Source organism: Bacillus sp. 1735sda2, from assembly GCF_024159245.1.
GTDB lineage: Bacteria > Bacillota > Bacilli > Bacillales > Bacillaceae > Bacillus > Bacillus pumilus_O.
Genome location: NZ_JAMYWZ010000001.1, coordinates 3,791,181 through 3,815,704, shown reverse-complemented (window position 1 = coordinate 3,815,704; position 24,524 = coordinate 3,791,181). Strand labels below are relative to the sequence as shown.

General features: G+C 42.0%; 25 protein-coding genes and 3 pseudogenes. 22 read left to right on the top strand and 6 right to left on the bottom strand.

Annotation, left to right across the window (positions count from 1 at the left end; translation table 11 throughout):
* The first annotated feature begins 1 nt into the window (after position 1).
* The 4 genes from NKR21_RS19980 to NKR21_RS19965 all read left to right on the top strand — a co-directional run bounded on the left by NKR21_RS19980 (position 2) and on the right by NKR21_RS19965 (position 3,084).
* Positions 2–1,198: a DUF6861 domain-containing protein gene (locus NKR21_RS19980; protein WP_144458117.1), complete on the top strand. Its 1,197-nt coding sequence runs from the start codon at positions 2–4 to the stop codon at positions 1,196–1,198.
* A 12-nt stretch (positions 1,199–1,210) separates the two neighbouring features.
* Positions 1,211–1,969, top strand: a complete 759-nt coding sequence (locus tag NKR21_RS19975) for a hypothetical protein (protein WP_144458115.1) — start codon at positions 1,211–1,213, stop codon at positions 1,967–1,969.
* 21 nt (positions 1,970–1,990) lie between these two features.
* On the top strand, positions 1,991–2,518 hold the full coding sequence (locus tag NKR21_RS19970; protein WP_144458113.1) for a YfjD family protein: 528 nt from the start codon (positions 1,991–1,993) through the stop codon (positions 2,516–2,518).
* 98 nt (positions 2,519–2,616) lie between these two features.
* Positions 2,617–3,084 (top strand): helix-turn-helix domain-containing protein, encoded by a 468-nt coding sequence (locus tag NKR21_RS19965; protein WP_253602557.1) that lies wholly within the window; start codon positions 2,617–2,619, stop codon positions 3,082–3,084.
* 59 nt (positions 3,085–3,143) lie between these two features.
* On the opposite strand, the gene NKR21_RS19960 is transcribed toward NKR21_RS19965, so the two are convergent.
* Complete coding sequence (locus tag NKR21_RS19960) at positions 3,144–3,491, bottom strand: helix-turn-helix domain-containing protein (RefSeq protein WP_003214932.1); 348 nt, start codon at positions 3,489–3,491, stop codon at positions 3,144–3,146.
* 207 nt (positions 3,492–3,698) lie between these two features.
* On the opposite strand from NKR21_RS19960, the gene NKR21_RS19955 reads away from it, so the two are divergent.
* From NKR21_RS19955 to NKR21_RS19930, 6 genes are all read left to right on the top strand, one after another.
* On the top strand, positions 3,699–4,688 hold the full coding sequence (locus tag NKR21_RS19955; RefSeq protein WP_003215391.1) for an asparaginase: 990 nt from the start codon (positions 3,699–3,701) through the stop codon (positions 4,686–4,688).
* A 28-nt stretch (positions 4,689–4,716) separates the two neighbouring features.
* Positions 4,717–6,138 carry an aspartate ammonia-lyase gene (aspA, locus tag NKR21_RS19950; protein ID WP_144458111.1) on the top strand — a complete coding sequence of 474 codons (1,422 nt, stop codon included), beginning with the start codon at positions 4,717–4,719 and terminating at the stop codon, positions 6,136–6,138.
* Between the two features lie 143 nt (positions 6,139–6,281).
* Positions 6,282–7,691, top strand: coding sequence for a Na+/H+ antiporter NhaC (gene nhaC / locus NKR21_RS19945; RefSeq protein ID WP_144458109.1), 1,410 nt, complete (start codon positions 6,282–6,284; stop codon positions 7,689–7,691).
* 298 nt (positions 7,692–7,989) lie between these two features.
* Positions 7,990–8,415 carry a YwqH-like family protein gene (locus tag NKR21_RS19940; RefSeq protein WP_050944558.1) on the top strand — a complete coding sequence of 142 codons (426 nt, stop codon included), beginning with the start codon at positions 7,990–7,992 and terminating at the stop codon, positions 8,413–8,415.
* A 37-nt stretch (positions 8,416–8,452) separates the two neighbouring features.
* Entirely contained in the window at positions 8,453–8,716 is a 264-nt protein-coding gene (locus tag NKR21_RS19935) for a YwqI/YxiC family protein (RefSeq protein WP_012011741.1), read from the top strand.
* Positions 8,717–9,005: 289 nt separating this feature from the next.
* Positions 9,006–9,431, top strand: a complete 426-nt coding sequence (locus NKR21_RS19930) for a YwqH-like family protein (RefSeq protein ID WP_012011740.1) — start codon at positions 9,006–9,008, stop codon at positions 9,429–9,431.
* Between the two features lie 44 nt (positions 9,432–9,475).
* Here NKR21_RS19930 and NKR21_RS19925 read toward each other — a convergent pair whose 3' ends face one another.
* Entirely contained in the window at positions 9,476–9,679 is a 204-nt protein-coding gene (locus tag NKR21_RS19925; RefSeq protein WP_041816389.1) for a hypothetical protein, read from the bottom strand.
* Positions 9,680–9,805: 126 nt separating this feature from the next.
* Here NKR21_RS19925 and NKR21_RS19920 point away from each other — a divergent pair.
* The 8 genes and pseudogenes from NKR21_RS19920 to NKR21_RS19885 form a co-directional block, all read left to right on the top strand.
* Positions 9,806–10,444: pseudogene (locus NKR21_RS19920) on the top strand (IS3 family transposase); the annotation flags it as partial.
* 174 nt (positions 10,445–10,618) lie between these two features.
* On the top strand, positions 10,619–12,577 hold the full coding sequence (locus NKR21_RS19915) for a BglG family transcription antiterminator (RefSeq protein ID WP_144455228.1): 1,959 nt from the start codon (positions 10,619–10,621) through the stop codon (positions 12,575–12,577).
* 89 nt (positions 12,578–12,666) lie between these two features.
* The gene (locus NKR21_RS19910) at positions 12,667–13,977 is read left to right on the top strand and encodes a PTS sugar transporter subunit IIC (RefSeq protein WP_144455230.1); all 1,311 of its coding nucleotides are present in this window, start codon (positions 12,667–12,669) and stop codon (positions 13,975–13,977) included.
* A 150-nt stretch (positions 13,978–14,127) separates the two neighbouring features.
* A complete protein-coding gene (locus NKR21_RS19905; RefSeq protein WP_238389126.1) occupies positions 14,128–14,550 on the top strand; it encodes a mannonate dehydratase in 423 nt (140 codons plus the stop codon).
* A pseudogene (locus tag NKR21_RS19900) lies at positions 14,547–15,963 on the top strand (glycoside hydrolase family 1 protein). Before NKR21_RS19905 ends, NKR21_RS19900 begins: the two are co-directional and overlap by 4 nt.
* A 12-nt stretch (positions 15,964–15,975) precedes the next feature.
* Positions 15,976–16,299, top strand: coding sequence for a PTS sugar transporter subunit IIB (locus NKR21_RS19895; protein WP_012011735.1), 324 nt, complete (start codon positions 15,976–15,978; stop codon positions 16,297–16,299).
* 19 nt (positions 16,300–16,318) lie between these two features.
* The gene (locus NKR21_RS19890; protein ID WP_041816049.1) at positions 16,319–16,648 is read left to right on the top strand and encodes a PTS sugar transporter subunit IIA; all 330 of its coding nucleotides are present in this window, start codon (positions 16,319–16,321) and stop codon (positions 16,646–16,648) included.
* A gap of 65 nt (positions 16,649–16,713) precedes the next feature.
* Complete coding sequence (locus NKR21_RS19885; protein ID WP_144455232.1) at positions 16,714–17,574, top strand: polysaccharide deacetylase family protein; 861 nt, start codon at positions 16,714–16,716, stop codon at positions 17,572–17,574.
* 112 nt (positions 17,575–17,686) lie between these two features.
* Here NKR21_RS19885 and NKR21_RS19880 read toward each other — a convergent pair.
* The 4 genes and pseudogenes from NKR21_RS19880 to NKR21_RS19865 form a co-directional block, all read right to left on the bottom strand.
* Positions 17,687–17,934: pseudogene (locus NKR21_RS19880) on the bottom strand (VOC family protein).
* Positions 17,935–18,008: 74 nt separating this feature from the next.
* Positions 18,009–19,100 carry a bifunctional diaminohydroxyphosphoribosylaminopyrimidine deaminase/5-amino-6-(5-phosphoribosylamino)uracil reductase RibD gene (ribD, locus tag NKR21_RS19875; protein WP_144455234.1) on the bottom strand — a complete coding sequence of 364 codons (1,092 nt, stop codon included), beginning with the start codon at positions 19,098–19,100 and terminating at the stop codon, positions 18,009–18,011.
* Complete coding sequence (locus tag NKR21_RS19870; RefSeq protein WP_012011730.1) at positions 19,087–19,848, bottom strand: GTP cyclohydrolase II; 762 nt, start codon at positions 19,846–19,848, stop codon at positions 19,087–19,089. Before NKR21_RS19870 ends, ribD begins: the two co-directional genes overlap by 14 nt.
* A 114-nt stretch (positions 19,849–19,962) precedes the next feature.
* Complete coding sequence (locus NKR21_RS19865; RefSeq protein WP_253602556.1) at positions 19,963–20,715, bottom strand: VOC family protein; 753 nt, start codon at positions 20,713–20,715, stop codon at positions 19,963–19,965.
* 176 nt (positions 20,716–20,891) lie between these two features.
* On the opposite strand from NKR21_RS19865, the gene NKR21_RS19860 reads away from it, so the two are divergent.
* The 4 genes from NKR21_RS19860 to NKR21_RS19845 all read left to right on the top strand — a co-directional run bounded on the left by NKR21_RS19860 (position 20,892) and on the right by NKR21_RS19845 (position 24,521).
* Complete coding sequence (locus NKR21_RS19860) at positions 20,892–21,224, top strand: winged helix-turn-helix transcriptional regulator (RefSeq protein WP_144455236.1); 333 nt, start codon at positions 20,892–20,894, stop codon at positions 21,222–21,224.
* Between the two features lie 370 nt (positions 21,225–21,594).
* Positions 21,595–22,053 carry an NEAT domain-containing protein gene (locus NKR21_RS19855; RefSeq protein ID WP_041816047.1) on the top strand — a complete coding sequence of 153 codons (459 nt, stop codon included), beginning with the start codon at positions 21,595–21,597 and terminating at the stop codon, positions 22,051–22,053.
* Positions 22,054–22,073: 20 nt separating this feature from the next.
* Complete coding sequence (gene isdC, locus NKR21_RS19850) at positions 22,074–22,727, top strand: heme uptake protein IsdC (RefSeq protein ID WP_144455238.1); 654 nt, start codon at positions 22,074–22,076, stop codon at positions 22,725–22,727.
* Positions 22,728–22,745: 18 nt separating this feature from the next.
* Positions 22,746–24,521 (top strand): NEAT domain-containing protein, encoded by a 1,776-nt coding sequence (locus NKR21_RS19845; RefSeq protein WP_144455240.1) that lies wholly within the window; start codon positions 22,746–22,748, stop codon positions 24,519–24,521.
* Positions 24,522–24,524: the final 3 nt, after the last annotated feature.

Genomic DNA, 24,524 nt, shown 5'->3' with positions numbered 1-24,524 from the left:
GATGGCACGTGACATAGTGGTTGACCCAGATCAGCTGACAGGGCTGGCGAATGATGTTGTAGGCGAACTTTCTGCCATAGAAACGAAGCACCGCGATTTACATAGTGAACTGGATGGTCTTATTTTAGGCTGTGATCCGCGGTATAGAAGCTGTTTTTCAGGCGTCGGGGATGCATGGGGAGCAGGACAAGCTTTGATCAGTAAATTGAGTAGTGATGATATTGCGATTCGTCATGCAAAAGATAAAATGGTCGAAGCAGATGATATTTTACGGAAATTGTACAGTATCTATGATCAATATGGAACACTCACGAGCTTAGCTGGTATTGTGATGATGCAGGCGAAATACTACGGGCTTGGGATGACGACCTTCATTAAAGAAAATGGCCGTTATGCAGCGCAGCATTCAAAGCTACTGCTTGATTTGACGAGCCGGGTAGAAGGAACGAGATTTGACCGACTAGCAAGGATTTGGCTAAGCAATAAAGAATTATTAAAACGATCAAATTGGTCGATGGCTGATTTGGTCCATAAGAAATTCACAAAATTTTATCCTGATGATACAGTTGCATTTACGAATAGTGTCCGTGATTTTACAAAAGGAAGTATCAATTGGAAGGACACGGCTGCGATCAAGTCTGTTTTGAAAAATGGATCAAGATTTGCCAAAGGAAATGCCATCATTGCAACGGTAGTCACTGGTGCAACGGAAACGGTCGGCTGTGGTTTGAAAATTGCAGAGAACTATGCAGAATTCGGTGATCAGCCAGAAGTCCTGAAGCGTGAAAATGCGAAGGCTGTTGGAAATGCAGTGAACAATACGGTCTTTATCGCTGGCGGGTCTGTCGCAGGTGCCGTTGTCGGAGGAGCTCTTGGAAGCTTCGCAGGACCGATTGGAACTGTCGTTGGAGGAGCCATTGGTTCCGCAGTCGGTGGTTTTATAGGAGAAAAAGTTGCCAAGCTGACATCAGGATTTGCTGAGCAGGTTGCAGTGAAATTAAAGGACCCAATTCATGCAGTCGTGGATAAAGGGAGACAAGCATTCGAGCTTGCGGGTCAAGGTGTGAAAGCAGTCAATGACACCATTAATCAGGCAAATCAGGTGATACATAAAGGGATAGAAAAAACAAAAGAAACCGCAGATTCGCTCATAAAAGGTGCAGGCGATTTCTTTAAGGGTGCATTTTCTTTTGGATAAGGAGAGATCAAGTTGGATCAGCTAAGTCTAAGTATTGAGGAACTCATCTTTAGTTTTTACAGTGAAGGCTATTTTGAACAGGGCATGTCCTTAAAGGAAGCCTATTACCCTGATGTAGAGGACGAGCGATTAGGTTTTTTATTTGAAATTGCGTGCCGCTCTTTGCTCGCAAAAGGTGTACTTGAATTTCAAAACAGACAATATCGTTATAAAGCGGAATACCGTCATTTCATTCAGGCGATGAATGATGCGTCTCACACCATCAAGGCGTCTCGATTTGGGGATGAAGATGAAGAAATTAGTACTTCCTTTCACACGACACAGATGGGCGTATATGCGCATCATACGCTGTATGATCAACAAGTCCATCAGATTCAAAAACTGAAGGACGATCAGCAGGCAGAGGAACAAGTGACTGCCTTTTTCAACCTACAGATGAGTGATCACCCTGAATCTGTCATGACCCTGCAAGCAGAGGAATTTGAAAAACTATTAGAGCAAGCAAGTGAGGCGAAAAAAGAGTGGCCCTCCTTCCTTCCTCGAGCAGAGAACGAAGAACTCGTGCAGTCATTTGTTTCGGATGTACAGACGAGAAAAGGAAAGATGGACTCCCTAATGAAGGTCGTCTACGACAAAAATAATACGCCTGATGTGGAATCTATGTTATTTGTTATTCCAGGTGAGAAACAGTCGTGGCTTGTGTCGGGAATAAAAGAAAGTGAATTTCGCGTGGAGACGGCTCATAGAGACGGATTACGTTCTATATTCTAATGGAGAAAAGGAGAATGACGCTTGAATACAAGTGAAGGAATAGAAGTGAGAAGCAGGGCCTTTTTAAGGGTATGGGCTTTTTTAGCAACAGGCGGCTTCGGTATCATCGGTATTTGGTTGTTTTCAGAAGCTCTAACATTTGAATCGAATTATACATTGTTTTTATTTTTAGGCGGACTATTAGGCATGGTCTATGGCTCGATCTCTTTTTTGATGATTCTGCCAGCTTTTACGAAGAGGGGAAATGTGATTTTTCGCATTCAGCGCGGAAAAAATGGTGCTGTGCTGCATCGTGAGCGGACGATTCCTTTTCAAGACATTCAATCCATTGATATGCGTAGGCATCGGTACAGTGTAAGAGGATTTCTCTTCATGGATGTGCTCATTCGGAAAATAGATGGGAAATTGATCAAAATTCCAGCGTACAGTATTTTAGATGAAGAAGTATTCGAGCAAACCGTCAAACAAGAGATCTATCCATATTTAAATCAGGAAGCCCAAGAGAACTGGAGACAGCAGCATGGTCAGGTTGAAGAACAGATCAAATAAGTATTATTTGCCAATATCCTAAAGGATAAGGCGCCACTTTTTCGAAAAAATCGTGTATGATGTCAGTAAAGACTGAAGACTCGGAGAGGTGATGAGAGATGGATAAAGAGATGGTAATCGACCTCGTCACAGAACAAATGGCACGAATTCGAAAAGAAAAGAATTATACGCAGGACCGCATGGCTGAGGTACTTGGTTTATCGAAGCGTCATTTGCAACAGGTTGAAAAAAATAGGCTTCGCCTCAACTTGACGCAAACTGCGGCCGTATGTGCATTATTCAGGGATAGTGACATTTTAAAAGGGACACTTGGAGATGATCCGCTTGAGATTCTGGAAGTCGTTGCACATGATGAATTGCATTTATCGGTGGAACGTACGATCGGCGGAAAGGTTTGGTGGCGGACATCTATCAAAAAAGGCACATTTCGTCTTCAGCAAAATGTGCTGAGTCAGCATTACCGCATTTTAGATGATGAGAATTATCGCTATTATAGTTCGTTTAATAAAGAAGAAGCGAAGCGGCGCTTAGAGGAACTAAGTCAGCTGTCTTCTCCTTATTCATAAGCAGTTAAAAAAAGAGAGGCACCCGGTTGGTAGGGGCCTCTCTTTTTTGTGTTTTAGTTTTATACTTTTAGGGTGTTTTTCGCCCGAATAAAGGCAACAAGCTGTTTGATTTCTTCATCATTTAGGGGAACACCGTCTACAAGAATGGTTCCTTCTTTTGCTTCCGTCAGTTCAATTTTGATATCAGAGATTTTACGTTGTATCTCTGGCTCGTCCGTTCTACCAAGTAAAAAATCAATGGACGTATCATACAAATCAGCCAGGCGCTTCACTGCTTCAAGCGAAGGTCGTCGGTACCCAGATTCGTAACCGGCATAGGTGCTTTTGGCGATACCTAGGCGATCTGCCGTATGCTGGAGAGACCATTTTTTCTTTTTTCTAAGAGTGGTTAAACGATCGAGTATCATTACATGAACGCTCCTTTATATACAACAACAGTATATCATATTTTGTGATAGAATGTACGCGTTATGCGTAATAATTTCTTGATTAATTCGCGTTATGTGACTATAATGGCAATGAAGGTACGCGTAAAGCGTATATTATAGAATAGCACAAGCTGGCTTATAATATGTGTGACAAACGTAGTAATTTTACTGAAAGAGGTGGACCTGTTGAAGAAATTATTGCTTTTAACCACTGGTGGGACGATTGCATCTGTAGAGAGTGAAAATGGTTTGGCTCCAGGTGTTAAAGCTGAGGACCTTTTAAGCTATTTAAACGAAATTAATGCAGAGTACACAATGGACACAAAGTCCCTAATGAGTATAGATAGTACAAATATGCAGCCTGAATACTGGGTAGATATCGCAACAGCCATTTATGAAAATTATGATCAATATGACGGCTTTGTCGTCACTCATGGAACCGATACAATGGCCTATACATCAGCAGCACTATCTTATATGCTGCAAAATCCGGATAAGCCAATTGTCATTACAGGCTCACAAATCCCGATTACGTTCAAGAAAACAGATGCGAAGAAAAACATCACTGATGCGATTCGCTTTGCATGTGACGGCGTAGGCGGCGTATATGTTGTCTTTGATGGCAGAGTGATTCAAGGGACACGCGCAATCAAATTAAGAACGAAAAGCTACGATGCATTTGAAAGTATTAACTATCCATATATTGCATCGATTGAAAACCATCAAATTGAATACAATAGCAAAGTAAAAAGATCGTCAATGAAACCGCTTAAATTAGACGCATCCTTAAACACCGACGTTTGTCTCTTGAAATTGCACCCAGGTCTAAAGCCTGAATTCTTAGATGCAATCAAAGGTGTATACAAAGGAGTCGTTATCGAAAGCTACGGCAGCGGCGGAATTCCTTTTGAAGGAAGAAACCTTTTAGAGAAAATCAACGAATTGCTCGAAGAAGGCATTTCTGTTGTCATCACAACTCAGTGTCTTGAAGAAGGAGAAGACATGAGCGTGTATGAAGTAGGACGCAAAATCAATCAAGAACTGGTGGCACGTTCACGAAACATGAACACAGAAGCCATCGTGCCGAAACTCATGTGGGCATTAGGTAAAACAACTGACCCAAGAGAAGTGAAAAAGATTATGGAAACGCCGATCGCAGAAGATTTAGTGATTTAACTATTCTATAGAAAGCAGGTCATATCAGATGGTTCAAGCAACTTATCGCTATGAGAAGGATTTTCTTGGAGAAAAAGAAATTCTAGCAGACGTGTATTATGGAGTTCAAACCCTTCGTGCAAAGGAAAATTTCCCGATTACGGGATACCGCATGCATGAGGAACTGATTAGAGCCTTTGCCATCGTGAAAAAAGCAGCAGCTCAAGCCAATATGGAAGTTGGACGTTTATATGAAGGAATTGGAAATGCCATCGTACAAGCTTCTGATGAGGTCATTGAAGGCAAGCTGCATGAGTACTTTATTGTAGACCCAATTCAAGGCGGCGCAGGAACGTCGATGAATATGAATGCCAATGAAGTCATTGGAAACAGAGCGCTAGAAATCATGGGACATCCAAAGGGTGAATACATCCATTTAAGCCCAAACACACATGTTAACATGTCACAATCCACGAATGACTCGTTTCCAACAGCTATCCATATTGCTGTATTGAAGCAATTAGACATTCTGCTTGAGACAATGCAAACGATGCAGGACGTATTCCAAAAGAAAGCGAAAGAATTTGATCATGTGATCAAAATGGGACGTACGCACCTGCAGGATGCTGTTCCAATTCGTTTAGGACAGGAATTTGAAGCTTACAGCCGCGTGCTCAGCCGCGATATTAAGCGGATCAACCAATCAAAGCAGCATTTATATGAAGTTAACATGGGTGCAACAGCAGTTGGGACAGGCCTAAACGCAGATCCTCGTTATATTGAGATCGTCGTGAAGAAGCTAGCCGATATTTCTGGTCTTCCGCTTGTAGGCGCAGAGCATCTTGTAGATGCAACGCAAAATACAGATGCTTACACAGAGGTGTCTGCTGCATTAAAAGTGTGCATGATGAACATGTCTAAGATTGCCAATGACCTTCGTCTAATGGCTTCTGGTCCACGTGCAGGTCTTGCTGAAATTGCATTGCCAGCTCGTCAGCCAGGATCATCCATTATGCCTGGGAAAGTCAATCCAGTTATGGCAGAGCTCATTAACCAAATCGCATTCCAGGTCATTGGGAATGACCACACCATCTGTCTTGCCTCTGAAGCAGGTCAGCTTGAGTTAAATGTGATGGAGCCTGTTTTGGTCTTTAACTTACTTCAATCTATTAGTATAATGAATAACGGCTTCCGTTCATTCACAGATCATTGCTTAGTGGACATTGAAGCAAATGAAAAACGTTTGAAAGAATATGTAGAAAAAAGCGCAGGCGTGATCACTGCAGTGAATCCTCATTTAGGCTATGAAGCAGCGGCTAGAATCGCTAGGGAAGCCATTTTAACAGGACAATCGATCAGAGATCTTTGCTTGCAAAATGATGTGTTAACAGAAGAAGAACTTGATATTATTTTGAATCCATTCGAGATGACAAAGCCTGGAATTGCGGGTGCAGAGCTCCTAGAGCGATAATAATATCAAAAATTTTATTTTATTAATATGTAGAATTGCCTGTGAAATAGAGAAAAACAGGCAATTCACTTTCTTTCAAATTGACACACTTTTTTCACAATATTTTGAAAACGCTTAACGCGTACACAAAGGGAGGAAACACAATGAAATCACCACGTCTGCCGTCTATGTTAGAAGTCGTGTCTGTACTTGGCTTGTTTTTAGCAATTGTTTTATCTTTTACTCTTTATTTCAAATTGGATATTCAACTAGCATTGTTTATCTCATGGTTTATGGTTATCGCATTAGGTATTCGATTGGGGCATTCCTATAAGGATCTTCAAAATGCGATCACAAAAGGGATATCGAATGGTTTAGAAGCCATTTTAATTTTAATTGCAGTAGGTGCACTTGTTGGTACATGGATTGCAGGTGGGGTTGTACCTACGTTAATCTATTATGGTTTAGAGTTTATTCATCCTAATATCTTCTTATTAGCTACGCTTGTCATCTGTGCTCTCATGTCCATTGCAACAGGAACCTCTTGGGGGACGGTTGGAACGGCAGGGATTGCGATGATCGCAATTGGTGAAGGGCTTGGTATTCCACTTCCGATTGTGGCAGGTGCCGTCTTATCTGGTGCTTATTTTGGAGATAAATTATCCCCATTATCAGATAGTACAGTGCTCGCTTCCTCACTTTCAAAAGTGGACGTGCTGGCGCATGTTCGAGCGATGATGGTTTTATCCATACCAGCCTTTGTTATAACAGCCATTATGTTTACGGTTACAGGCTTTATGTATGGAGGACGCAACATTGATCAAGATAAAGTAGAGTTTTTGAAAAATGCTCTTCATGATACATTCACCATCAACATTTGGATGGTCATCCCAGCAGTAGTGGTTGTATTACTGCTCGTATTTAAGAAACCTTCAATGCCTGTTATAGCTATTGGTGCTCTTTTAGGATCTATTTGGGCGATGGCTTTCCAAGGAATGAATCCAGCAGATGCGATTGGTTCAGCATACAATGGCTTCTCTATTAATTCAGATGTAGATTTCTTAAATACGCTGTTAAATCGTGGTGGTATTGTGAATATGCTTGGATCTTTAGTGGTCATTATTCTCGGGCTTGGGTTTGGTGGCGTACTTGAATATCTAGGCGTTCTAAAAGTAATTGTTTCTACTTTTGAGAAAAAATTATATAATGCAGGAAATGTAACTCTATCTACACTTGTTGTAGCATTCTTTGCAAATATTTTCGGATGTGCAATGTACGTTTCATTAATTCTTACACCGAAGATTATGGAAAAAAGCTACGATAAATTGAAAATAGACAGACGTGTTCTATCTAGAAACGCTGAAGTCGGTGGAACGATGACGTCTGGTATGGTTCCTTGGTCAGATAACGGGATTTATATGGCGGGAATTCTAGGCGTATCCACATTCTCTTATTTACCATTTATGTGGTTGAGCTTTGTGGCCATAGGTCTTGCTATTATTTACGGATATACTGGGAAATTTATCTGGTACGTTAAGAATCCACCACAAGAATCAGAAGAATCGGCTTCATAAGCCGTTTCCAAAAGCCGCTCCTCTAACGGGCGGCTTTTGTTTGTCCTAGGTCTGTATGACTATATGTAACATATCACAAATAATCAGGATGTAAGACCCCCTATAAAAGGGGGCTTAAGGGGTAATGAGAAGCAGAATGAAAGCATATTTATCCCATAAAAAGGGCACAAATCCCTATTCAAACGTGAGTCTTTGAACCTTATAATAACAATATTGGAAAAAGTGCTATTCACCTTACGCTCGTTTAGAAGAACTCTAAGCAGCGTTTTTATTTTTTTGTCAGGAGGAGGAACCCATAATGAGCTTATCGGATATGCTGTCTGCCCTAAACGGTGGCATTACAAGTAAAAAGGCAGAAATCGAAGAGAAAATCGCTCGACTGAAAAAGGCGAAAAGTAAGGTCGAACGTGAACAAGATGCGGCAGAAACAGACTTGAAGCAAATCAAGCAGCCAAAGCTTGGGACCTCTTGGAAAGGTGAGCGAAGCCAAGATTTCAAATCAGAACGAAATGAAGCCCATGATGCGTTGCAAACGATTGTGAACGATAAGTACCCACGCTATGTGAGCCGCATCGAATTCAAAATTAGTACGTTAGAAGCTGAACAAGCAGCGTTATCCTTTGCTAGTTCCCTAGCTGGAGACGCCGCACGTCTTGCTGAAAAAGGAGAAGACGCAGTGGAGGACGCCAAACGCTTGATCTCAAAAGCATGGAGCAGCTTATAAGCCAACTTCATGCTGAACAAACTTGGAGGATATCACGATGGGACAAATTAAGTTAAACTACCAAACAGTTATGAATCAACTAGACGAAGTCTCCCAAGCAGTCGAAGCTTTAACGATGAAAAAAGCAGCAGATAAAGCAGGTGAAAACAGCCTTGAATTTGTGACCAAGTGGACGGCACGTGAGGCAGAGGTGAACGAAATGGTCTCAAGTTTTAAAGAAGCTTTAACCAAAAATGTTCAGGATACACGCTCGAATGTGAAAACCTTAAAAGAACAGGATGAAGCGATTGCGGCAAAATAAATGCAATCGTTTTTCTAATGGGTTTCATGTTTCATGGGATGAAGCAAAATATAGATCTAAAGACACATATATCATTCGGGATATACGACCTTGTATTATTCCGTTTTTCTTCCAAGCGCGTCACTAAAAGGACACCTTTTCCCTATTTAAGACTGAGGCTTTTCACCTTATACTATACTTAATGAAAGCAAAACGATAGAAATGTCAGGTTTGGAAAAATCAAGTGAGTCGATCATTTCTAATGCTCTGACGCTGTGCTTTCGTATGAGGTCCGATAGAGGTGGATGACATGAGTTTATCCGAGATGCTACACCATCTGCATATGGGAATTGAAAACAGACGTGCAGAATTTGATGAAATGATCTCTCGGTTAAAGACAGCCAAAAGCAATATTCGAACAGAACAAGATCTTGCGCAGTCAGATATAAAGGAAATCAAGAAGCCTGCTCTAGATTCGTCATGGAAAGGTGAGAGAGGAACTGACTTTCATCACCACCGAAAAGACGCCTACCAAGTCATGCACGACATCGTAAACAATGAGTATGAAAAATATATCTCCGAAATTGATCAAAAAATCTTGCACTTTGAATTGAAAAAAATGGAGCTGGCTGTCGCCAGTAATTTTGCCGGAAGAGCCCAGGACGTGATGGAAAAGGGCGAGGATTTTGCGCTCGATGTTAAACATCTGATTGAACGGGGCTGGAAGGCTCTTTAAAATAATAAAACAGCCATCTCATCAGCGAGCGGCTGTTTTTTTGTTTAGTCACATCCACCACCACTATCACCAGAATCTCCTCCCCCGCAGGAGACATCAGAAGCGTGATGACTATAAGAATCAGTATAGGTACTTGTTGTTGAACTGTGATGAGAGGAACGTTTAGCAGATGTACGTTGATCCTTTGGTGTGAACAGATGAGCAACGATTGCGCCTAAAGAAGCCAATATGATGATAACCACAAACATAAAAGAACCCATGATGTGGAACTGACCCCATAAGATGAGACAAATAAAAAACACCTTCAAGTTTGAAAAAGGATCGTTGTGATCCGAAATAAAACATGGAGGTGTTTTTTCTATGGGGACAAGAGTGAGATACTAAAAATGAGAATGCGTATTAACCATAAAACTGTTCAACGTATCATGCAGAAAAACCAGTGGCAATGCCGGGTTAAAATGAAAAAGCGTAAGAAGAATGGGCAGCCTTATGCCGTAGCCGGTAATATACTGGATCGGAATTTTCAGTCTGATCGCCCTCTTGAAAAATTAGTAACGGACATCACGTATTTGCCTTATGGACAGAAACAATTGTACCTTTCCAGTATATTGGATTTATATAATGGAGAAGTGATTGCTTTTACGATTGGTGATAAGCAGGACACAGACTTTATCTTAAACACACTTAATCAGCTCCCAGCACTGCCTGAGAATTGCGTGTTACATAGCGATCAAGGTTCTGTGTATACATCTTACGAGTATCAGAAAGCTGTTCATATAAAAGGCATTACCATGAGCATGTCCCGTAAAGGGACGCCCGCTGATAATGCCTCCATCGAATCGTTTCATTCCTCACTAAAGTCTGAAACGTTCTATCTTAACAGGATTGATCGTACTACGACCACCATCGTAGAACGCACTGTCAAAGAATACATTTATTATTATAACAACATTCGTATTCAAACGAAACTAAACAACCAATCACCGATAAACTATCGGCAATTGGCTGTATAAAGGTGTTTTGATTCCTGTCTCAAAAACGGGGGTCAGTCCCTGTATCCCTCCTCTTGTTTTCTATTCATACGAATGAGCCATATCGTGGTTCCCGATTTGAAAGAAAAACTGGGCAAAGAGTTCTACTTTCGTTTATGATGATAGGCAAAAGTAAATGCCAAGGGAGGAGAGATCATGCTATCTCTACGTCAGGAGGAGCTTTTGAAACGACTGATGCAAGCGGAACAGGAACTGACTAGTGAAGAAATTGCCCGCATGATTGGTGTCACATCAAGAACCATCCGAACAGATATGAAAGCGCTTAAATTTACTTTAGCTGAACATGGAGCCGTACTCCATATCAAACGCGGGGCAGGGTATACATTGACCGTCGAGGATTATGGGTCTTTTCGTACATTTTTGAAAAAATCATTGGGAGAAAGAAATGAAAACAAAGAACAGATCATTCCCAATCAGCCTGAAGACCGTGTAGCCTATCTTTTGAAAAGGCTGCTTCTATCAGAAGACTATATAAAGTTAGATGCGTTGGCAGAGGAATTGTTTGTGAGTGAATCGACAGTGAAAAATGATTTGAAAGCGGTCAGACATTTATTTTCATTACATGGACTTTCTGTGTCTCATCGTCCTAAATATGGCTTACGGCTGACAGGGGAGGAAATGAAATTAAGATATTGTATGGCTGAGCATGTGTTTCAAAAAGCGCATGCGAACTCTACGCTGTTACCTGAAGAAACGTATCAATTCATTCAGGGTATCGTGCGTTCACGTACAAAAGCTAGCGGACTTTATCTGTCAGAGATTGGTTTAAGTAATTTGGTCACCCACATCGCCATTGCATGCAAGCGAATTGAAGAGAAAAAAATAGTCATGATGCCAGAAACGGAATTGAAAGAGATTCAAGTCCAGCCTGTTTTCCAAGTAGCTCAACAAATGGCAGAAGATATTCGGCATGTGCTAGGAATTGAGTTTCCATTATCTGAAATGGCGTATATTGCAATTCACTTGATGGGAGCGAAGATGATGGCTTACGGAGATGCGGGTCATACGCTATTTCATCTTCTAGAAGAAGATCACTTTCGCTTCATTCACCAATTGCTTGCTTATGTAGAGGAGCACATGTCACTTAATATTCAATTTGATAAAGAATTAATCGTTGGATTAAGTCTTCATTTACGTTCTGCTATTCATCGTTTTAGGTACGGTATGAACATTCGTAATCCTTATTTAACGGACATTAAAAGGCATTATCCCATTGCATTTGAAGCTGGTGTTTATATGGGGAGATGGCTGAAAGAAAAAGAGGGAATTGAGATTCATGAGGATGAGATTGGGTATTTGGCGCTTCATATCGGGGCTGCAATCGAGCGAACAAAATCACAGCACGTGAAAAAGAGATGCCTAATTGTATGTGCGACGGGTGTCGCCAGCAGTCAGCTCCTTCTTCATAAGCTGAAAGCAGCTTTTAGCGAAAGGATGGAAATCGTTGGTACTGCAAGTGTTGGGGAAATGTCTTCGTACGATTTGAGAAGCATTGATTTTATTATTAGTACCATTCCGCTTCAGAACACGTTGCCGGTGCCAGTAGTTGATGTACATACGATTCTAAGTGACGATGATATTGTTCGGCTGAAACGGTTTGTGCAGGGTGCGCAGGATACAGGGGTTTTGCGATATGTGAGTCCGGCGCTGACATTTTTTCAGCAAGACCTTCAATCAAGAGAAGAGGTTCTGCAATTTTTCGTGAACGTGCTCAAGGAACAGGATCGCATCCCAGAAGAGTTTGAACAATTATTGCTGGAAAGAGAGCAAGTGTCACCGACATCGTTTGGTCATTTGGTTGCGATTCCTCATCCGATTAAGCCAGCAACAGATGACACGTTTTGTGCGATCTGTACGTTAAAAAAACCGGTGCTGTGGGGTGAAAATCGGGTACAAGTCGTTTGTTTGTTGAGCATCCAGAAGACGTATCAAAAAGAATTACAGTCACTTTATCAATTTCTTGTACGGCTGACAGAGCGCAAGGAAGTGGTAGATCAACTCATCAAGGCCGCTTCATTTGAAGAACTGACGGCGGCGCTACAAGTATTGGAGCATCCGAATGAAAAAAAGGGACACTCATTTCCGCATCTGTGAGGAAAAAGATTAGATGTTAATGAAAGCGCTTTTAAAATAACATCAAAAAGGAGGATGATCACGAGTTTTTGCAAAGGGGGAGACAGATCATGAGCTTCAAGGAGAAAGCGGCAGACGTCATGGGGAATGTGGCTTATCGTATCACGAATCAGAAATATATTATGGCGATTAAACAGGCATTTGTCACACTGATGCCAATCATCATTACAGGGGCTTTTGCTGTATTGGTGGCAAATATGATTATGAGCCCAGAAACAGGGCTTGCTCATTTTGAGATGTTCAGATTTTTAGCGGAGCTTCAGCCAATTATGAAGGCAATCAATTATGCCACGCTGAACTTTTTAACGATTGGGGCTGTGTTCCTCATCGGAATAGAGCTTGGGAAAATCAACGGACACAAGTCTCTGTTCCCAGGGCTGATGGCTTTGATTTCATTTATTTCTGTTATTCCAACGACACTTCTTCTTGAAGTGGATGGATCGATGCGTGAAGTTGTAGATGTACTGGCAAGGCAATTTTCCGATCCAAAAAGTTTATTTTTAGGGATGATCATAGCGATCGTATCTGTAGAAATTTTTTGTAAGCTGACTAAGGTGAAATGGCTGCAAATCAAGATGCCAGATTCTGTTCCATCGAATGTGGCAACATCTTTTTCGTCACTTTTTCCTTCGATCATTACGATTACGATCATTAGTTCCTTCGGCTTTGCATTTCATCGTTTAACAGGCATTTATTTGCATGAAGCAGTGTATAACGTGGTGCAACGTCCGCTAGAAAGTGTTGTACAGGGTTTGCCGGGAATTTTAACCTTGATGTTTGTGGCGCAATTTTTCTGGGTGATCGGCATCCATGGCAATCAGATGATTAAACCGATCAGGGAGCCACTCTTATTAGGATCGATTGCAGTAAATATGACAGCATTTCAAGAAGGAAAAGAGATTCCAAATATCATCACGATGCCATTTTGGGATGTGTATATGAGCATCGGTGGTTCAGGTGTGACCATTGGGCTTTTGATTGCGATTTTTATTGCTGGAAGAAGGGAAGAGATGCGAAGTATTGCCAAGCTCTCATCTGGTCCAGGTCTCTTCAATATCAATGAACCCGTTATTTTTGGCTTACCTGTCATGTTAAACCCTGTGATGGCAATTCCATTTATCGTCACACCCCTTGTGACAGGAACGATTGGTTACATTGCGACAGCTACAGGGTTTGCTGGAAAAGCCGTCGTGATGGTGCCGTGGACGACACCACCGATCGTGAATGCATGGCTGTCCACCGCTGGCAGCATGGGGGCTGTCATCACACAGCTCATCTGTATTGGGGTCGCAGTCTTCATCTATTTGCCATTTGTTCTCTTGTCTAACCGCAAACCAGAAACGGCACCAGATTCAGAGTAAAAGGAGTGACATGAATGAACATGCAATTCAGGTGGTACGGAGAGGATGATCCCGTCTCACTCTCCCATATACGCTAAATTCCAGGCATGAAAGGTATTGTGAGTGCCGTCTATGATGTACCAGCTGGTGACCTGTGGCCTGAGGAAAGGATTGCTTGAGAGACATGAACTCGTATTTGAGGTGGTAGAAAGTCTTCCTGTCCATCAAGACATCAAACTCGGTAGACCAAAGAGGGACGTTTATATCAAGCATTATCAAGAAAACATTCGACGAGTAGCGAAGCACGGTGTGAAAGTCATTTGTTATAACTTCATGCCTGTCCTCGATTGGACACGAACGCAACTCGACTTTTCATTGGCTGATCGATCAACGACCCTTGCCTATTTTCAGCATCAACTAGAACAAATGGACATAGAGAAAGACCCATTTTCGCTGCCAAGATGGGATACCTCTTATACACAGGAGGAAATGAAACAATTGATGGCTGATTACAGGGAGCTTGGGGCTATATATTTGCAAGGGATTTGGGAAGGACTTCACGTTCAAACGAAGAAAGGGAAGGTGGCAACATGAACAGAATCGAGATTCCAAGAGATTTTATCCTAGGTGCTGCGGCCTCTGCTTGGCAAACGGAGGGATGGAAGGGAAAGCAAGCGCATCAGGACTCGTACATCGATTTATGGTATAAGAACGGATATCACGTATGGCACGAAGGATATGGGCCGGCTGGTGCGACGAACTTTTACGAGCGCTATCCAGAAGATGTAGCCCTCATGAAAGAAATTGGCCTGACTCATTATAGGACATCGATCAATTGGTCGAGATTTTTTATCGATTACGAGAAGGGGATTGTGGATGAGGATTACGCCCGTTACGTTGATGATTTGATCAATGAATTAATTGCGTCAGGTGTAGAGCCGATGTTTTGTTTAGAGCATTATGAGCTTCCAGCCGTGCTGCTTGAAAAGTACGACGGATGGTCATCAAAGCATGTCGTCGAGCTTTTTGTTCTCTATGCGGAAAAGGTGTTTGAGCGATATGGAGACAGGGTCAAGCATTGGTTTAGCTTTAATGAACCGATTGTTGTCCAAACACGCGTGTACCTAGATGCTATTCGCTATCCATTTGAGCAAAATACGAAGAAATGGATGCAGTGGAATTATCATAAAGCGTTGGCAACAGCAAAAGTGGTGAAGCTGTTTCGAGAGATGGGATTGAAGGAATTGGCAGGTGCAAAAATTGGGGTAATTCTCAATCCAGAAGTGACATATGCAAGATCTTCTGCTCCGCATGATCAAGAAGCGGCACGGATATATGATTTGTTTTTCAATCGAGTGTTCTTAGATCCCTCCATCAAAGGGGAGTATCCAGAGGAATTGCTCGATCTGTTGAAAAAGCATGAGATTCTTTTCGATGCGACAGAGGAAGAGCTTCAGATGATCAAGAATTATACGGTCGATGTCGTCGGGCTCAACTTATACTATCCTCATCGTGTCAAGGCGCCGAGTAAGGCGTGGAATGAGCACACACTATTACGATATGTTTGAGCTTCCAGGAAGAAAAATGAATCCATTCAGAGGCTGGGAAATCTACCCGGACATTGTCTATGATATGGGCATGAGAATAAAAGAAGAATACGGAAATATTGAGTGGTTTGTGGCCGAAAACGGCATGGGTGTAGAAAAGGAAGAACGGTTTAAAAAAGAAGACGGTATTATCGATGATCAGTATCGCATTTCCTTTATCAGCCAGCATTTGAAACGGGCAATTCAAGCGAAAGCAGAAGGCTCAAATTGCAAGGGCTATATGCTGTGGGCTTTTACGGATAATGTATCGCCGATGAATGCCTTTAAAAATCGCTACGGATTAGTCGAAATCCAGCTGGAGAATGAACGGAATCGTCAGTTGAAAGCATCAGCGTATTGGTACCAGACATTAATTAAAACAAGGGAACTGAAGGTCGAAACAGAAGTCAACTATCGATAGGAGTGTTGCGATATGAAACGAATCATTCTCGCTTGTGCCGCAGGAATGTCTACGTCCATTGTAGTGTCCAAAATGAAGGCAGCCGCAGAAGCTAAGGGGCTGGAATATGATATATACGCCATACCTGAAGGGGCTATTGCGGATGAATTAGAAGAGCATGGAGAAGATGTGCAGGTGATTTTACTTGGACCACAAGTTAGCTTTATGAAAAAGGCAGCAGAAAAAACAGCGGCACCTTACCAAATACCTGTCGATGTCATCAATGTGAAATTATACGGAACAGCGAACGGAGAAAAAATACTAGAACATGCTCTGAAACTAGCAAATGAATCTTAAGTAATTGGAGGAGAAGCAGATGACGGTATTAGAGGAAATGCAGGGAGCAGCCTTTCAAATCATTGCTCATGCGGGCGAGGCAAGAAGTCATTATGTCGAAGCCATTCGTCTAGCAAGAACTGATGATTTTGAAAAAGCACAGCAGTTGATTGAAAAAGGGGAGGAAGCGTTTCGAAGCATCCACAACCTGCACTTGTCGCTAATCCAAAAAGAGGCGGCAGGTGAGCAGCTTCCCTTTTCTTTACTGCTAATACATGCAGAAGATCAAATGCTCACAACAGAGACCATTCATCTGCTTGCCATCGAAATGATTGAAATGTGTAAAAAAATGAACACCCTGTCAAAATAGATATCAGCTAGTAACCAATTTCTGTTATAATCATTCGATAGATAGAGAGAAAGCAGGATTGGTGAATGAAAAAAACATGTATGTTGATGACGGTTGGTCTTTTGGCGCTGCTCATTTCAGGCTGTATGGGAACGAAGGAGCAAACGGAAGGAAACCAGCAAGTGGTCAAAGAGGAAAAAGGTCCATTACAATTAAAAGAAACAGAAGAGATTCAGCAGGCAGAAGCGATAGAGGTTGATACACAAAACTGGATTGAGCAAAAGGAGCCGGTAGAGCTTCCGATTTTGATGTATCACAGCATCTCCAGTGGTAACTCGTTACGTGTGCCAAAAAGCGAGTTTGCATCTCATATGAAATGGCTGAAGGACAACGACTATGTCACACTGTCGCCAGAAGAGGCGTACCGCGTTTTCACAACAAATTCGAAGCCAAGTAAGAAGAGTGTCCTCATTACATTTGATGATGGATATACCGATAACTATACAAAGGCATTTCCGATTTTAAAGCAGTATGGAATGAAGGCAACGATTTTCATGATTGAGCAATCCATTGGCCGTCCGAACCACTTAACAGATGAACAAATGGATGAAATGATAAAAAATGGGCTATCAATTGAGAGTCATACAAGTCATCATTTAGAGCTCAATCGATTATCAAAGCAGCAGCAGGAAGAGGAATTAAAAGGATCAAAGGCATTCTTTGATCAACGTTTTTCTCAGCGTACGAGAATGGTGAGCTATCCTGTCGGGCGCTATAACGAAGACACGCTGAAGCTGGCGAAAGAAGCAGGTTATCAAATGGCTGTCACCACTGAACCTGGACATGCGAAGAAGGAACAGGGCATGATGTCCTTGCACCGTGTGCGCGTGTCACCGGGACTTTCACCCGAAAGCTTTGGCAGGCTGGTAAAAGGGAATGAACGATAAATGTTTCACATGAAACATTTTACGACAAGTTTCATGGTGATGATGGGTGAATCGACATTGGCGGTTCAAAACCGAAACAGAACTTTTGTAAAAGGAAGTTCTGTTTTTATGATCATTCATCAAAAAATTCCATATGCGCTCTTTCTTGCTTGTAATAATCAATTCGATCCTGCATAGTACCTGTATGAACCTCAAATTTATGTCCGACAGGGTCTGTAAAGTAGATCAACTGATGATCATTTTCATCTCTTGGGCGACCTGGCACATATAAATCTATATCCTTTTTCACATTCAGAGCAAGCCGTCTTTTTTTCTTTTTACTAATAAAGTGGCGTCAAATACTTTGGTGTAAAAATCAATTGAGGTTTCTAAATCAGAAACAGAAAAATGCCAATTGAAAAAGCCTGTAGACGGGGTCTACAAGCTTTTTTTGTTTATTGATAAACGGGATAGCCCGTTATTTTGATATCTTTCCCTAGTGTTTCTACTGAGAGTTGATCGAGTTCAATGGCGTCACTCATGAGGCGTATGCCTTCGCCTCCAAAAAAGGAAGGAGAAAGCCTTCCGCCAATCAGTTTAGGTGCCATATAAATGACTAATTTATCTACAAGCTGCTGTTCTAAAAATGAAGCATTGATCTGGCCGCCGCCTTCAATCATGAGGGAGGAGACATTTTTTTCTCCCAGCATTTGAAGTACTTCTTGAAGGGGCACCCGCGTCTCGCTATCTGTTACAAAGACGCTGACGCCGGCTGCTTCTAAAGCGGCCCGTTTTTCCTCATCTGCTTGTTTTGTTGTAAAGATCCATGTTGGTGCCATCTGATCCGTGACGATCTTTGCTTTCAGCGGAGTTGATAGCTTAGAGTCTAATACAATGCGAATCGGATGATTTCCATTTGGAATCCGTGCAGTGAGTGAAGGGTCGTCATGAATAACCGTTTGAGCACCGACCAAAATCGCATCGTTGATATTGCGGATATGATGAGCATCATAACGGGATGTCTCAGATGTAATCCATTTGCTGTCAGACGTAGCAGACGCAATTTTTCCGTCTAATGTAATACCCGCTTTGAGTGTCACGAAAGGTGTTTTTTTCGTAATAAAATGATTAAACACTTCATTCATGAGAATGGATTCCTGTTCAAGTACGCCTGTAATCACTTGGATGCCAGCATCTTGTAAAATGGCAATTCCGCGGCCAGCGACAAGCGGATTCGGGTCAAGAGCTGCCACGACAACGGTTTCGACGCCTGCTTTCACAAGTGCCTCCGCACAAGGACCTGTACGGCCATGGTGAGAACAAGGCTCAAGGGTCACATAAATGGTGGCTCCTTTTGCCTTGTCTCCGGCCATTTTAAGTGCATGAATTTCAGCATGTGGTTCACCGGCTTTCATGTGAGCACCGACACCAACAATTTCATTCTCTCGCACAATCACAGCCCCGACGAGCGGGTTTGGAGATGTCTGACCTTTCATTGCCCGTGCATTTTCAAGTGCTAGATTCATATATCGCTCATGATGTGGCAATCGTACGCACCTCTTGATCCGCCTTCATATGACCTGAGCGGTTAATTTTTGTCTGTAAGTATTTTTCATTGAACTCAGAGACATCACCCCAAAGTGGAATCCGTCCAGAAAGAGAAAGACCTGCATGGCTGATGGCGTCTGTCTTTTTCGGATTATTGGTAATGAGTCTAACTGGCTTTGTACGAAGTGTTTGAAGAACCGCGATGGCCTCTTCATATTGACGCGTGTCATCTTCAAAGCCAAGTGCTTCGTTCGCTTCTACTGTATCGTAGCCGTTTTCTTGAAGGATATAAGCCATGGCTTTCGTGAAAAGTCCAATACCGCGGCCTTCATGGTTGGCTAAATAAAACAGGGCACCTGCACCATTGTCCTCAATCATTCGCATGGACTGCTTCAATTGGAATCCGCAATCGCAGCGCTTGCTTCCGAAAATATCACCAGTGTGGCAAATGGAATGCATGCGGATAAGGGCTTCGTCAGCGTGCTCGAAATCTCCATACACTAGCACGCTTGACTGCTGATGATCGGCAAGCTGGCGGGACGAGAGGCTTTCAATTAAAGCTTCATCTGACAATGGTTCTAACCCATCATCTTTTAACCATGAATACCAGTTGAACATCACTGTTCTGCCGTCTAAATTCACTGGCAATTTAATGGGTCCAGTGATATATATATACCCGTCTTCTTGCTGTACTCGTTTGATTTTATCTTTTAAAATGGCTGTTTTAAGATCTGTGTGTTTGTCCATATTCTGCACCTTCTTTTTTGTCTGTTTCTTCAATCTGTAAACGAACGAGAACGCCAAATGGATCAACGAATTCGTTACTTTTCCCAACTGTTTTCACTGGAGCGCCTGCTTTTGTTAGGCGCTCAACGACGGACTGTCTGCCTCTTGTGGGAATACGAGTGTATAGCTTCTAATTCCTGAAAAACGTGGATCAATGGCTCCCTTTCGCCCACGTCCCCATGCATTAAAGGCAAGGTGATGGTGGTACACACCAGCTGCGATAAATACACTTGCTGGTGGAGCCATTCGAATATGAAAACCGAGCGTATTGACATAAAAGGAATCAGCTTCTTCTGGGTTCAGATGGAAATGTAAGTGTCCCATCACGGTACCAGCCGGAAGTCCTTCCCACGTCGTATCAGCGGCTTCTTGTAGGAGACCATCTCCATCAAGAGGTGCATTTCCGCCACCTTTCAGTTCTCCATGCTCACCTACCCAAACGTCCTCAGGACGATCAGCATATATTTCTACGCCAATGCCGTCAGGATCACTTAAATAAATGGCTTCACTAAAAAAGTGGTCGCTTGCTCCAATTAAAGGATAGCCTTTTTTGATCACATGTGCCAGCCATGTGCCCAGGTTTTTTCTGGTAGGTAATAAAACAGCAAAATGATAAAGTCCTGGCTCGTGATCAGGCTTCTCCTTGAGCTGTGCATCTTCTTTTAACAAAAGAATGGGTTCCTTTGCATTGCTGCCAAGTGTCACTGTGGAATCTGTCTTTTCTAATATAGAAAATCCTAAAATATCTGTATAAAAAGGTATAGAACGCTCAAAGCTGGATACATGTAATTCTGTTACACCCAATCTTAGCTCCTCAATTGTCTTCAAGCTCGGTCATCTCCTTCATGATATATGCATCGGCATGTTCAAATGTTTTTGAAAATCTATAAAAATGAATACCTTGTTACTTTTAGTAACTAAAATATATAATAGTTAGTGACTTATTTCAAGTAATTAATTATGTTATAATGAAAAAAAGAGGAAAAAGCGGGAGGGAGTAAGGTATGGCTCAAGAAGATGGCTGTCCAATCACAGATGCCATGGAGATTCTAGGCAAGAAGTGGGTCATTCTCATCATCAATCAGCTTCTGACAGGCCCTAAGCGTTTCTGTCAGCTTGAAAATGAAATGAACATCAGTGGCAGATTATTATCTGAAAGGCTGAAGGATTTAGAGGCTGAAGAACTCGTTGAGAAAAACGTATACCCTGACATTCCAGTACGGATTGAATACGAATTAACAGCGCAAGGGAAGAAAATAGAGCCGATTATTCGTGAAATGTATGCTTGGTCTTTAGAACGTAAAAACAGCAAAAAAGGGGAACATGTCCCTTCCTAATCGATTTCGATCAGACTGTCTGATCGGAATTTTTTTGTGCGATTTTCCAGAAATCTAAGTCAATAGTATGAAAAATGATGTTGACAATAAATTCACCCATCATATAAGATCAAGAAGAAGAGGGTTCTTTTCCCTGTAATGGAATGGAGGTCATGCCATGGAATCATGAATGGGACAGATTGCCTAAAACACATGTCAATACATCATTTAGAAACAGACATCTTTGGCTTTTAAGAAGCAAAGATTTATTTTTTCAACTCAATTGATAATGATTATCATAATCATCTATAAGTGTGATCCAGCGCTTATGAAGGTTATTTTTTTTATTGTCCGTTGAGAATAATTATCAATATCATTTAGAAGGGTTCATATGAAAGTCATTCGTTCAACATCACACGCATTATTGCTTTTTAGTTTTGTTCTATTATTTGCTCTAGCCCCGATTAGCTCAGCATCAGCAGCTGGTTTAGCAGATGGTCAACATTCAGCACAATATGTGGTTTGGAAGGCAGATAGCGATTCGACTTCAACAGCGAATACGTATTTTGAAAAACCAGCAAAGCTTGTCGTGAAGGATGGAAAAATCAAAGCACAAGTGACGTTAACAAATAGTTCTTGGATCACTAGCTTTAAAACACTTGAACAAGGTGTCTACAAAGATGCAAAGGTAATCAGTACAAATACAGCTGCCAATAAGAGAACAGTAGAATTCAACGTGAACAGCCTGACAGAAGTCGTACCAGCAAAAGTGAGCGTCACTGTACCGGCCATCGGATATACAGGTAATTACGACATCCGACTCAAGTTTGATGCAGCATCTGTTCAATAAAAAGGGAGGAAATTCGCTTGATGAAAAAAATGATGAGGCTATCAGTCTTCATGACCGCTTTATTATTGGCATTTATGCTGCCTTTTTCAAACGCACAGGCTGCCACGTTAAAGGATGGTACATACTCCGTCAACTATAATGTGCTCAAGGCTGAAGGAAATGCGGTCTCCATGGCAAATGATTACTGGCTGAAGCCAGCAAAAGTGATTGCAAAAAACGGTAAGCTGACAGTACAAATGACCATTAAAAATAGCAGCTGGGTGACGGAATTTAAAGTGCCCGGAAATGGCGGCTATGTCGATACAACGGTTCTCTCAACCAATAAAAAAGCCAACACAAGGATTGTTCAGTTCCAAGCACAGAGCTTGTCTAAACCAATCAAGTCAAAAATACATGTCAATGTAAAATCTGCTGATTATGATCATGATTATACCATTCAGCTGAAATTTGATGAGAGCAGCATGAAATCACTTTCGTCTAACAGCACAAACAAATCAGCGGGTGAGGCAGAAAAGCAGCAGCCATCAAAAGAATCAACGAAAACATCTGATTCATCCACGACAAAACAAGAAGAGAATCCTCAAACTGGTGATACAAACCAGACAGGGTGGCTCCTTGTACTTGCTCTATGCTCAGGTGGATTTTTAGCAAGAAAGTGGATCATCAAGCATTAAGGAAGGAAGTGTCACCATTTGAAACGTCTTTTACATCTAAAGGCAGCCATTCTGCTCGTTTTATTCAGTTTGTTGACTGCATTTCAGATTCCTCAAGGAACGGCTCAAGCTGCATCATTTGTTGATGGTGAATACACAGTCGGGTTCACTGTTTTAAAAAATGGCAGCACAGAAGCGTCCATGATGGATACGTATACAGAAAAGCCAGCTAAGCTGATTGTGGAAAATGGCAAAACGACTGCCTATGTCACCACTGAAACCGTTAGTGAGGATGAAACTGCCAATACACGTGTGATCAAATTTGATGTTGCCGACTTATCAGCCAAATTAAACGGCTGGGTGAAAATTTACTGGGATTTAGGCGGCCTTATTTATGACGAAGCATATGACGTACAGCTTGCATTCGATCAAAGCAGCCTAACGCTCGTTACACCTGCAAAGCCAGACGATAGCGAAACAAAACCAGATGACCAAACTGGTACAAAGCCAGACGATAGCGAAACAAAGCCAGATGATCAAACTGGCACAAAGCCGGACGATAGCGAAACAAAGCCAGATGACCAAGCTGGCACAAAGCCAGACGATCAGCAGACGACACCAGGTAATAACAATGGCACAAAGCCAGTGGATTCTACACAAAATCAACTGAAAGATGGCGAGTACCGCATCAATTACAGTGTGCTTAAAGGGGATGAAGATGAGTCATCTCGGATGAATCAATACTTCTCACATCCTGCATCCTTAACCATCAAAAATGGAAAACGAACCATTTCCTTTACGGTGAAGGACGATACGTCTGTCGCTTCCTTGAAAACAGAGAAAAACGGTTCTTATCAAGAAGTGAAGACTGTCAGTACAGATAAAGCAAAGAACACAAGAGTGGTATCATTTGATGTCGCAGATTTGAAAAAAGCGGTCAAAGGAAAAGTACACGTTGTCGTAGCAGCCGCTCACTATGAGCAAACCTACGATATTCGTTTTCAATTCGATGCAAAGAGTATTGCGCCACTTAAAGGCGGACAGGTAGAGGAAGAAACGCCTGCTACGCCAGAAACGCCTGCTACAACAGAAACACCAAAACCAAACACACCATCACCAGAAACAAATAACGACGGAGCTGCTCAAGAGACGGATCAGCTTAAAGACGGTGTATACAAGCTTCCTTTTTCTATGAAGAAAGCAGACAAGGATGAGCTTTCTCGTATGAACGATTACGTCGTGAGTCCTGCGACACTGGTTGTGAAAAATGGCCGCCATTTCGTTTCATATACAGTGAAGAATAGCTCAGCCATCACGTCCTTCCAAGTAGGAACAGGCGGCAAGTTTGAGGAGACGCTTGTTGCAAAAACAGACCAAAAATCAGATACACGAGTGATTCAATATGAAGTCAAAAACTTAAGCACGGCTCAGGGAGCACGCGTGAAAATTGATATTCCGGCTGCGAATTATCATGAGCAGTACGATGTCCAACTTGTCTATGACACGAAAGGGATTGCTCTTGGTGAAGGAAGCGGGATTCGAACGGTCATTGGAGACGATGAGAGTGTCGGCTTTGTCAAAAATCCAAATGATCGCGATTCTCAACCAAATCAACCGAATCAACTTGAGAATTTAGTGCCAGAGGAAACAGGCGCAGAACAGTTAACTTTTACTCCATCAGATGACCAAACCAAGTCTGAGACTGGACAGCTGAATCCAAAAACAGGAGATACCTCTCTTCTTTGGGTGTATATTCTTTTATTCGGCGGGTCATTATTCATACTCGTTAGAAAGTATCAAACAAGAACAAGATAAATG

Excerpts from the sequence above, each read along its gene's own strand:
- NKR21_RS19980 (WP_144458117.1), top strand. The coding sequence starts at position 2 with ATGGCACGTGACATAGTGGTTGACCCAGATCAGCTGACAGGGCTGGCG.
- NKR21_RS19965 (WP_253602557.1), top strand. The coding sequence starts at position 2,617 with ATGGATAAAGAGATGGTAATCGACCTCGTCACAGAACAAATGGCACGA.
- NKR21_RS19960 (WP_003214932.1), bottom strand. The coding sequence starts at position 3,491 with ATGATACTCGATCGTTTAACCACTCTTAGAAAAAAGAAAAAATGGTCT.
- aspA (WP_144458111.1), top strand. The coding sequence starts at position 4,717 with ATGGTTCAAGCAACTTATCGCTATGAGAAGGATTTTCTTGGAGAAAAA.
- nhaC (WP_144458109.1), top strand. The coding sequence starts at position 6,282 with ATGAAATCACCACGTCTGCCGTCTATGTTAGAAGTCGTGTCTGTACTT.
- NKR21_RS19940 (WP_050944558.1), top strand. The coding sequence starts at position 7,990 with ATGAGCTTATCGGATATGCTGTCTGCCCTAAACGGTGGCATTACAAGT.
- NKR21_RS19935 (WP_012011741.1), top strand. The coding sequence starts at position 8,453 with ATGGGACAAATTAAGTTAAACTACCAAACAGTTATGAATCAACTAGAC.
- NKR21_RS19930 (WP_012011740.1), top strand. The coding sequence starts at position 9,006 with ATGAGTTTATCCGAGATGCTACACCATCTGCATATGGGAATTGAAAAC.
- NKR21_RS19925 (WP_041816389.1), bottom strand. The coding sequence starts at position 9,679 with ATGTTTGTGGTTATCATCATATTGGCTTCTTTAGGCGCAATCGTTGCT.
- NKR21_RS19915 (WP_144455228.1), top strand. The coding sequence starts at position 10,619 with ATGCTATCTCTACGTCAGGAGGAGCTTTTGAAACGACTGATGCAAGCG.
- NKR21_RS19910 (WP_144455230.1), top strand. The coding sequence starts at position 12,667 with ATGAGCTTCAAGGAGAAAGCGGCAGACGTCATGGGGAATGTGGCTTAT.
- NKR21_RS19895 (WP_012011735.1), top strand. The coding sequence starts at position 15,976 with ATGAAACGAATCATTCTCGCTTGTGCCGCAGGAATGTCTACGTCCATT.
- NKR21_RS19890 (WP_041816049.1), top strand. The coding sequence starts at position 16,319 with ATGACGGTATTAGAGGAAATGCAGGGAGCAGCCTTTCAAATCATTGCT.
- NKR21_RS19885 (WP_144455232.1), top strand. The coding sequence starts at position 16,714 with ATGAAAAAAACATGTATGTTGATGACGGTTGGTCTTTTGGCGCTGCTC.
- NKR21_RS19870 (WP_012011730.1), bottom strand. The coding sequence starts at position 19,848 with ATGGACAAACACACAGATCTTAAAACAGCCATTTTAAAAGATAAAATC.
- NKR21_RS19860 (WP_144455236.1), top strand. The coding sequence starts at position 20,892 with ATGGCTCAAGAAGATGGCTGTCCAATCACAGATGCCATGGAGATTCTA.
- NKR21_RS19855 (WP_041816047.1), top strand. The coding sequence starts at position 21,595 with ATGAAAGTCATTCGTTCAACATCACACGCATTATTGCTTTTTAGTTTT.
- isdC (WP_144455238.1), top strand. The coding sequence starts at position 22,074 with ATGAAAAAAATGATGAGGCTATCAGTCTTCATGACCGCTTTATTATTG.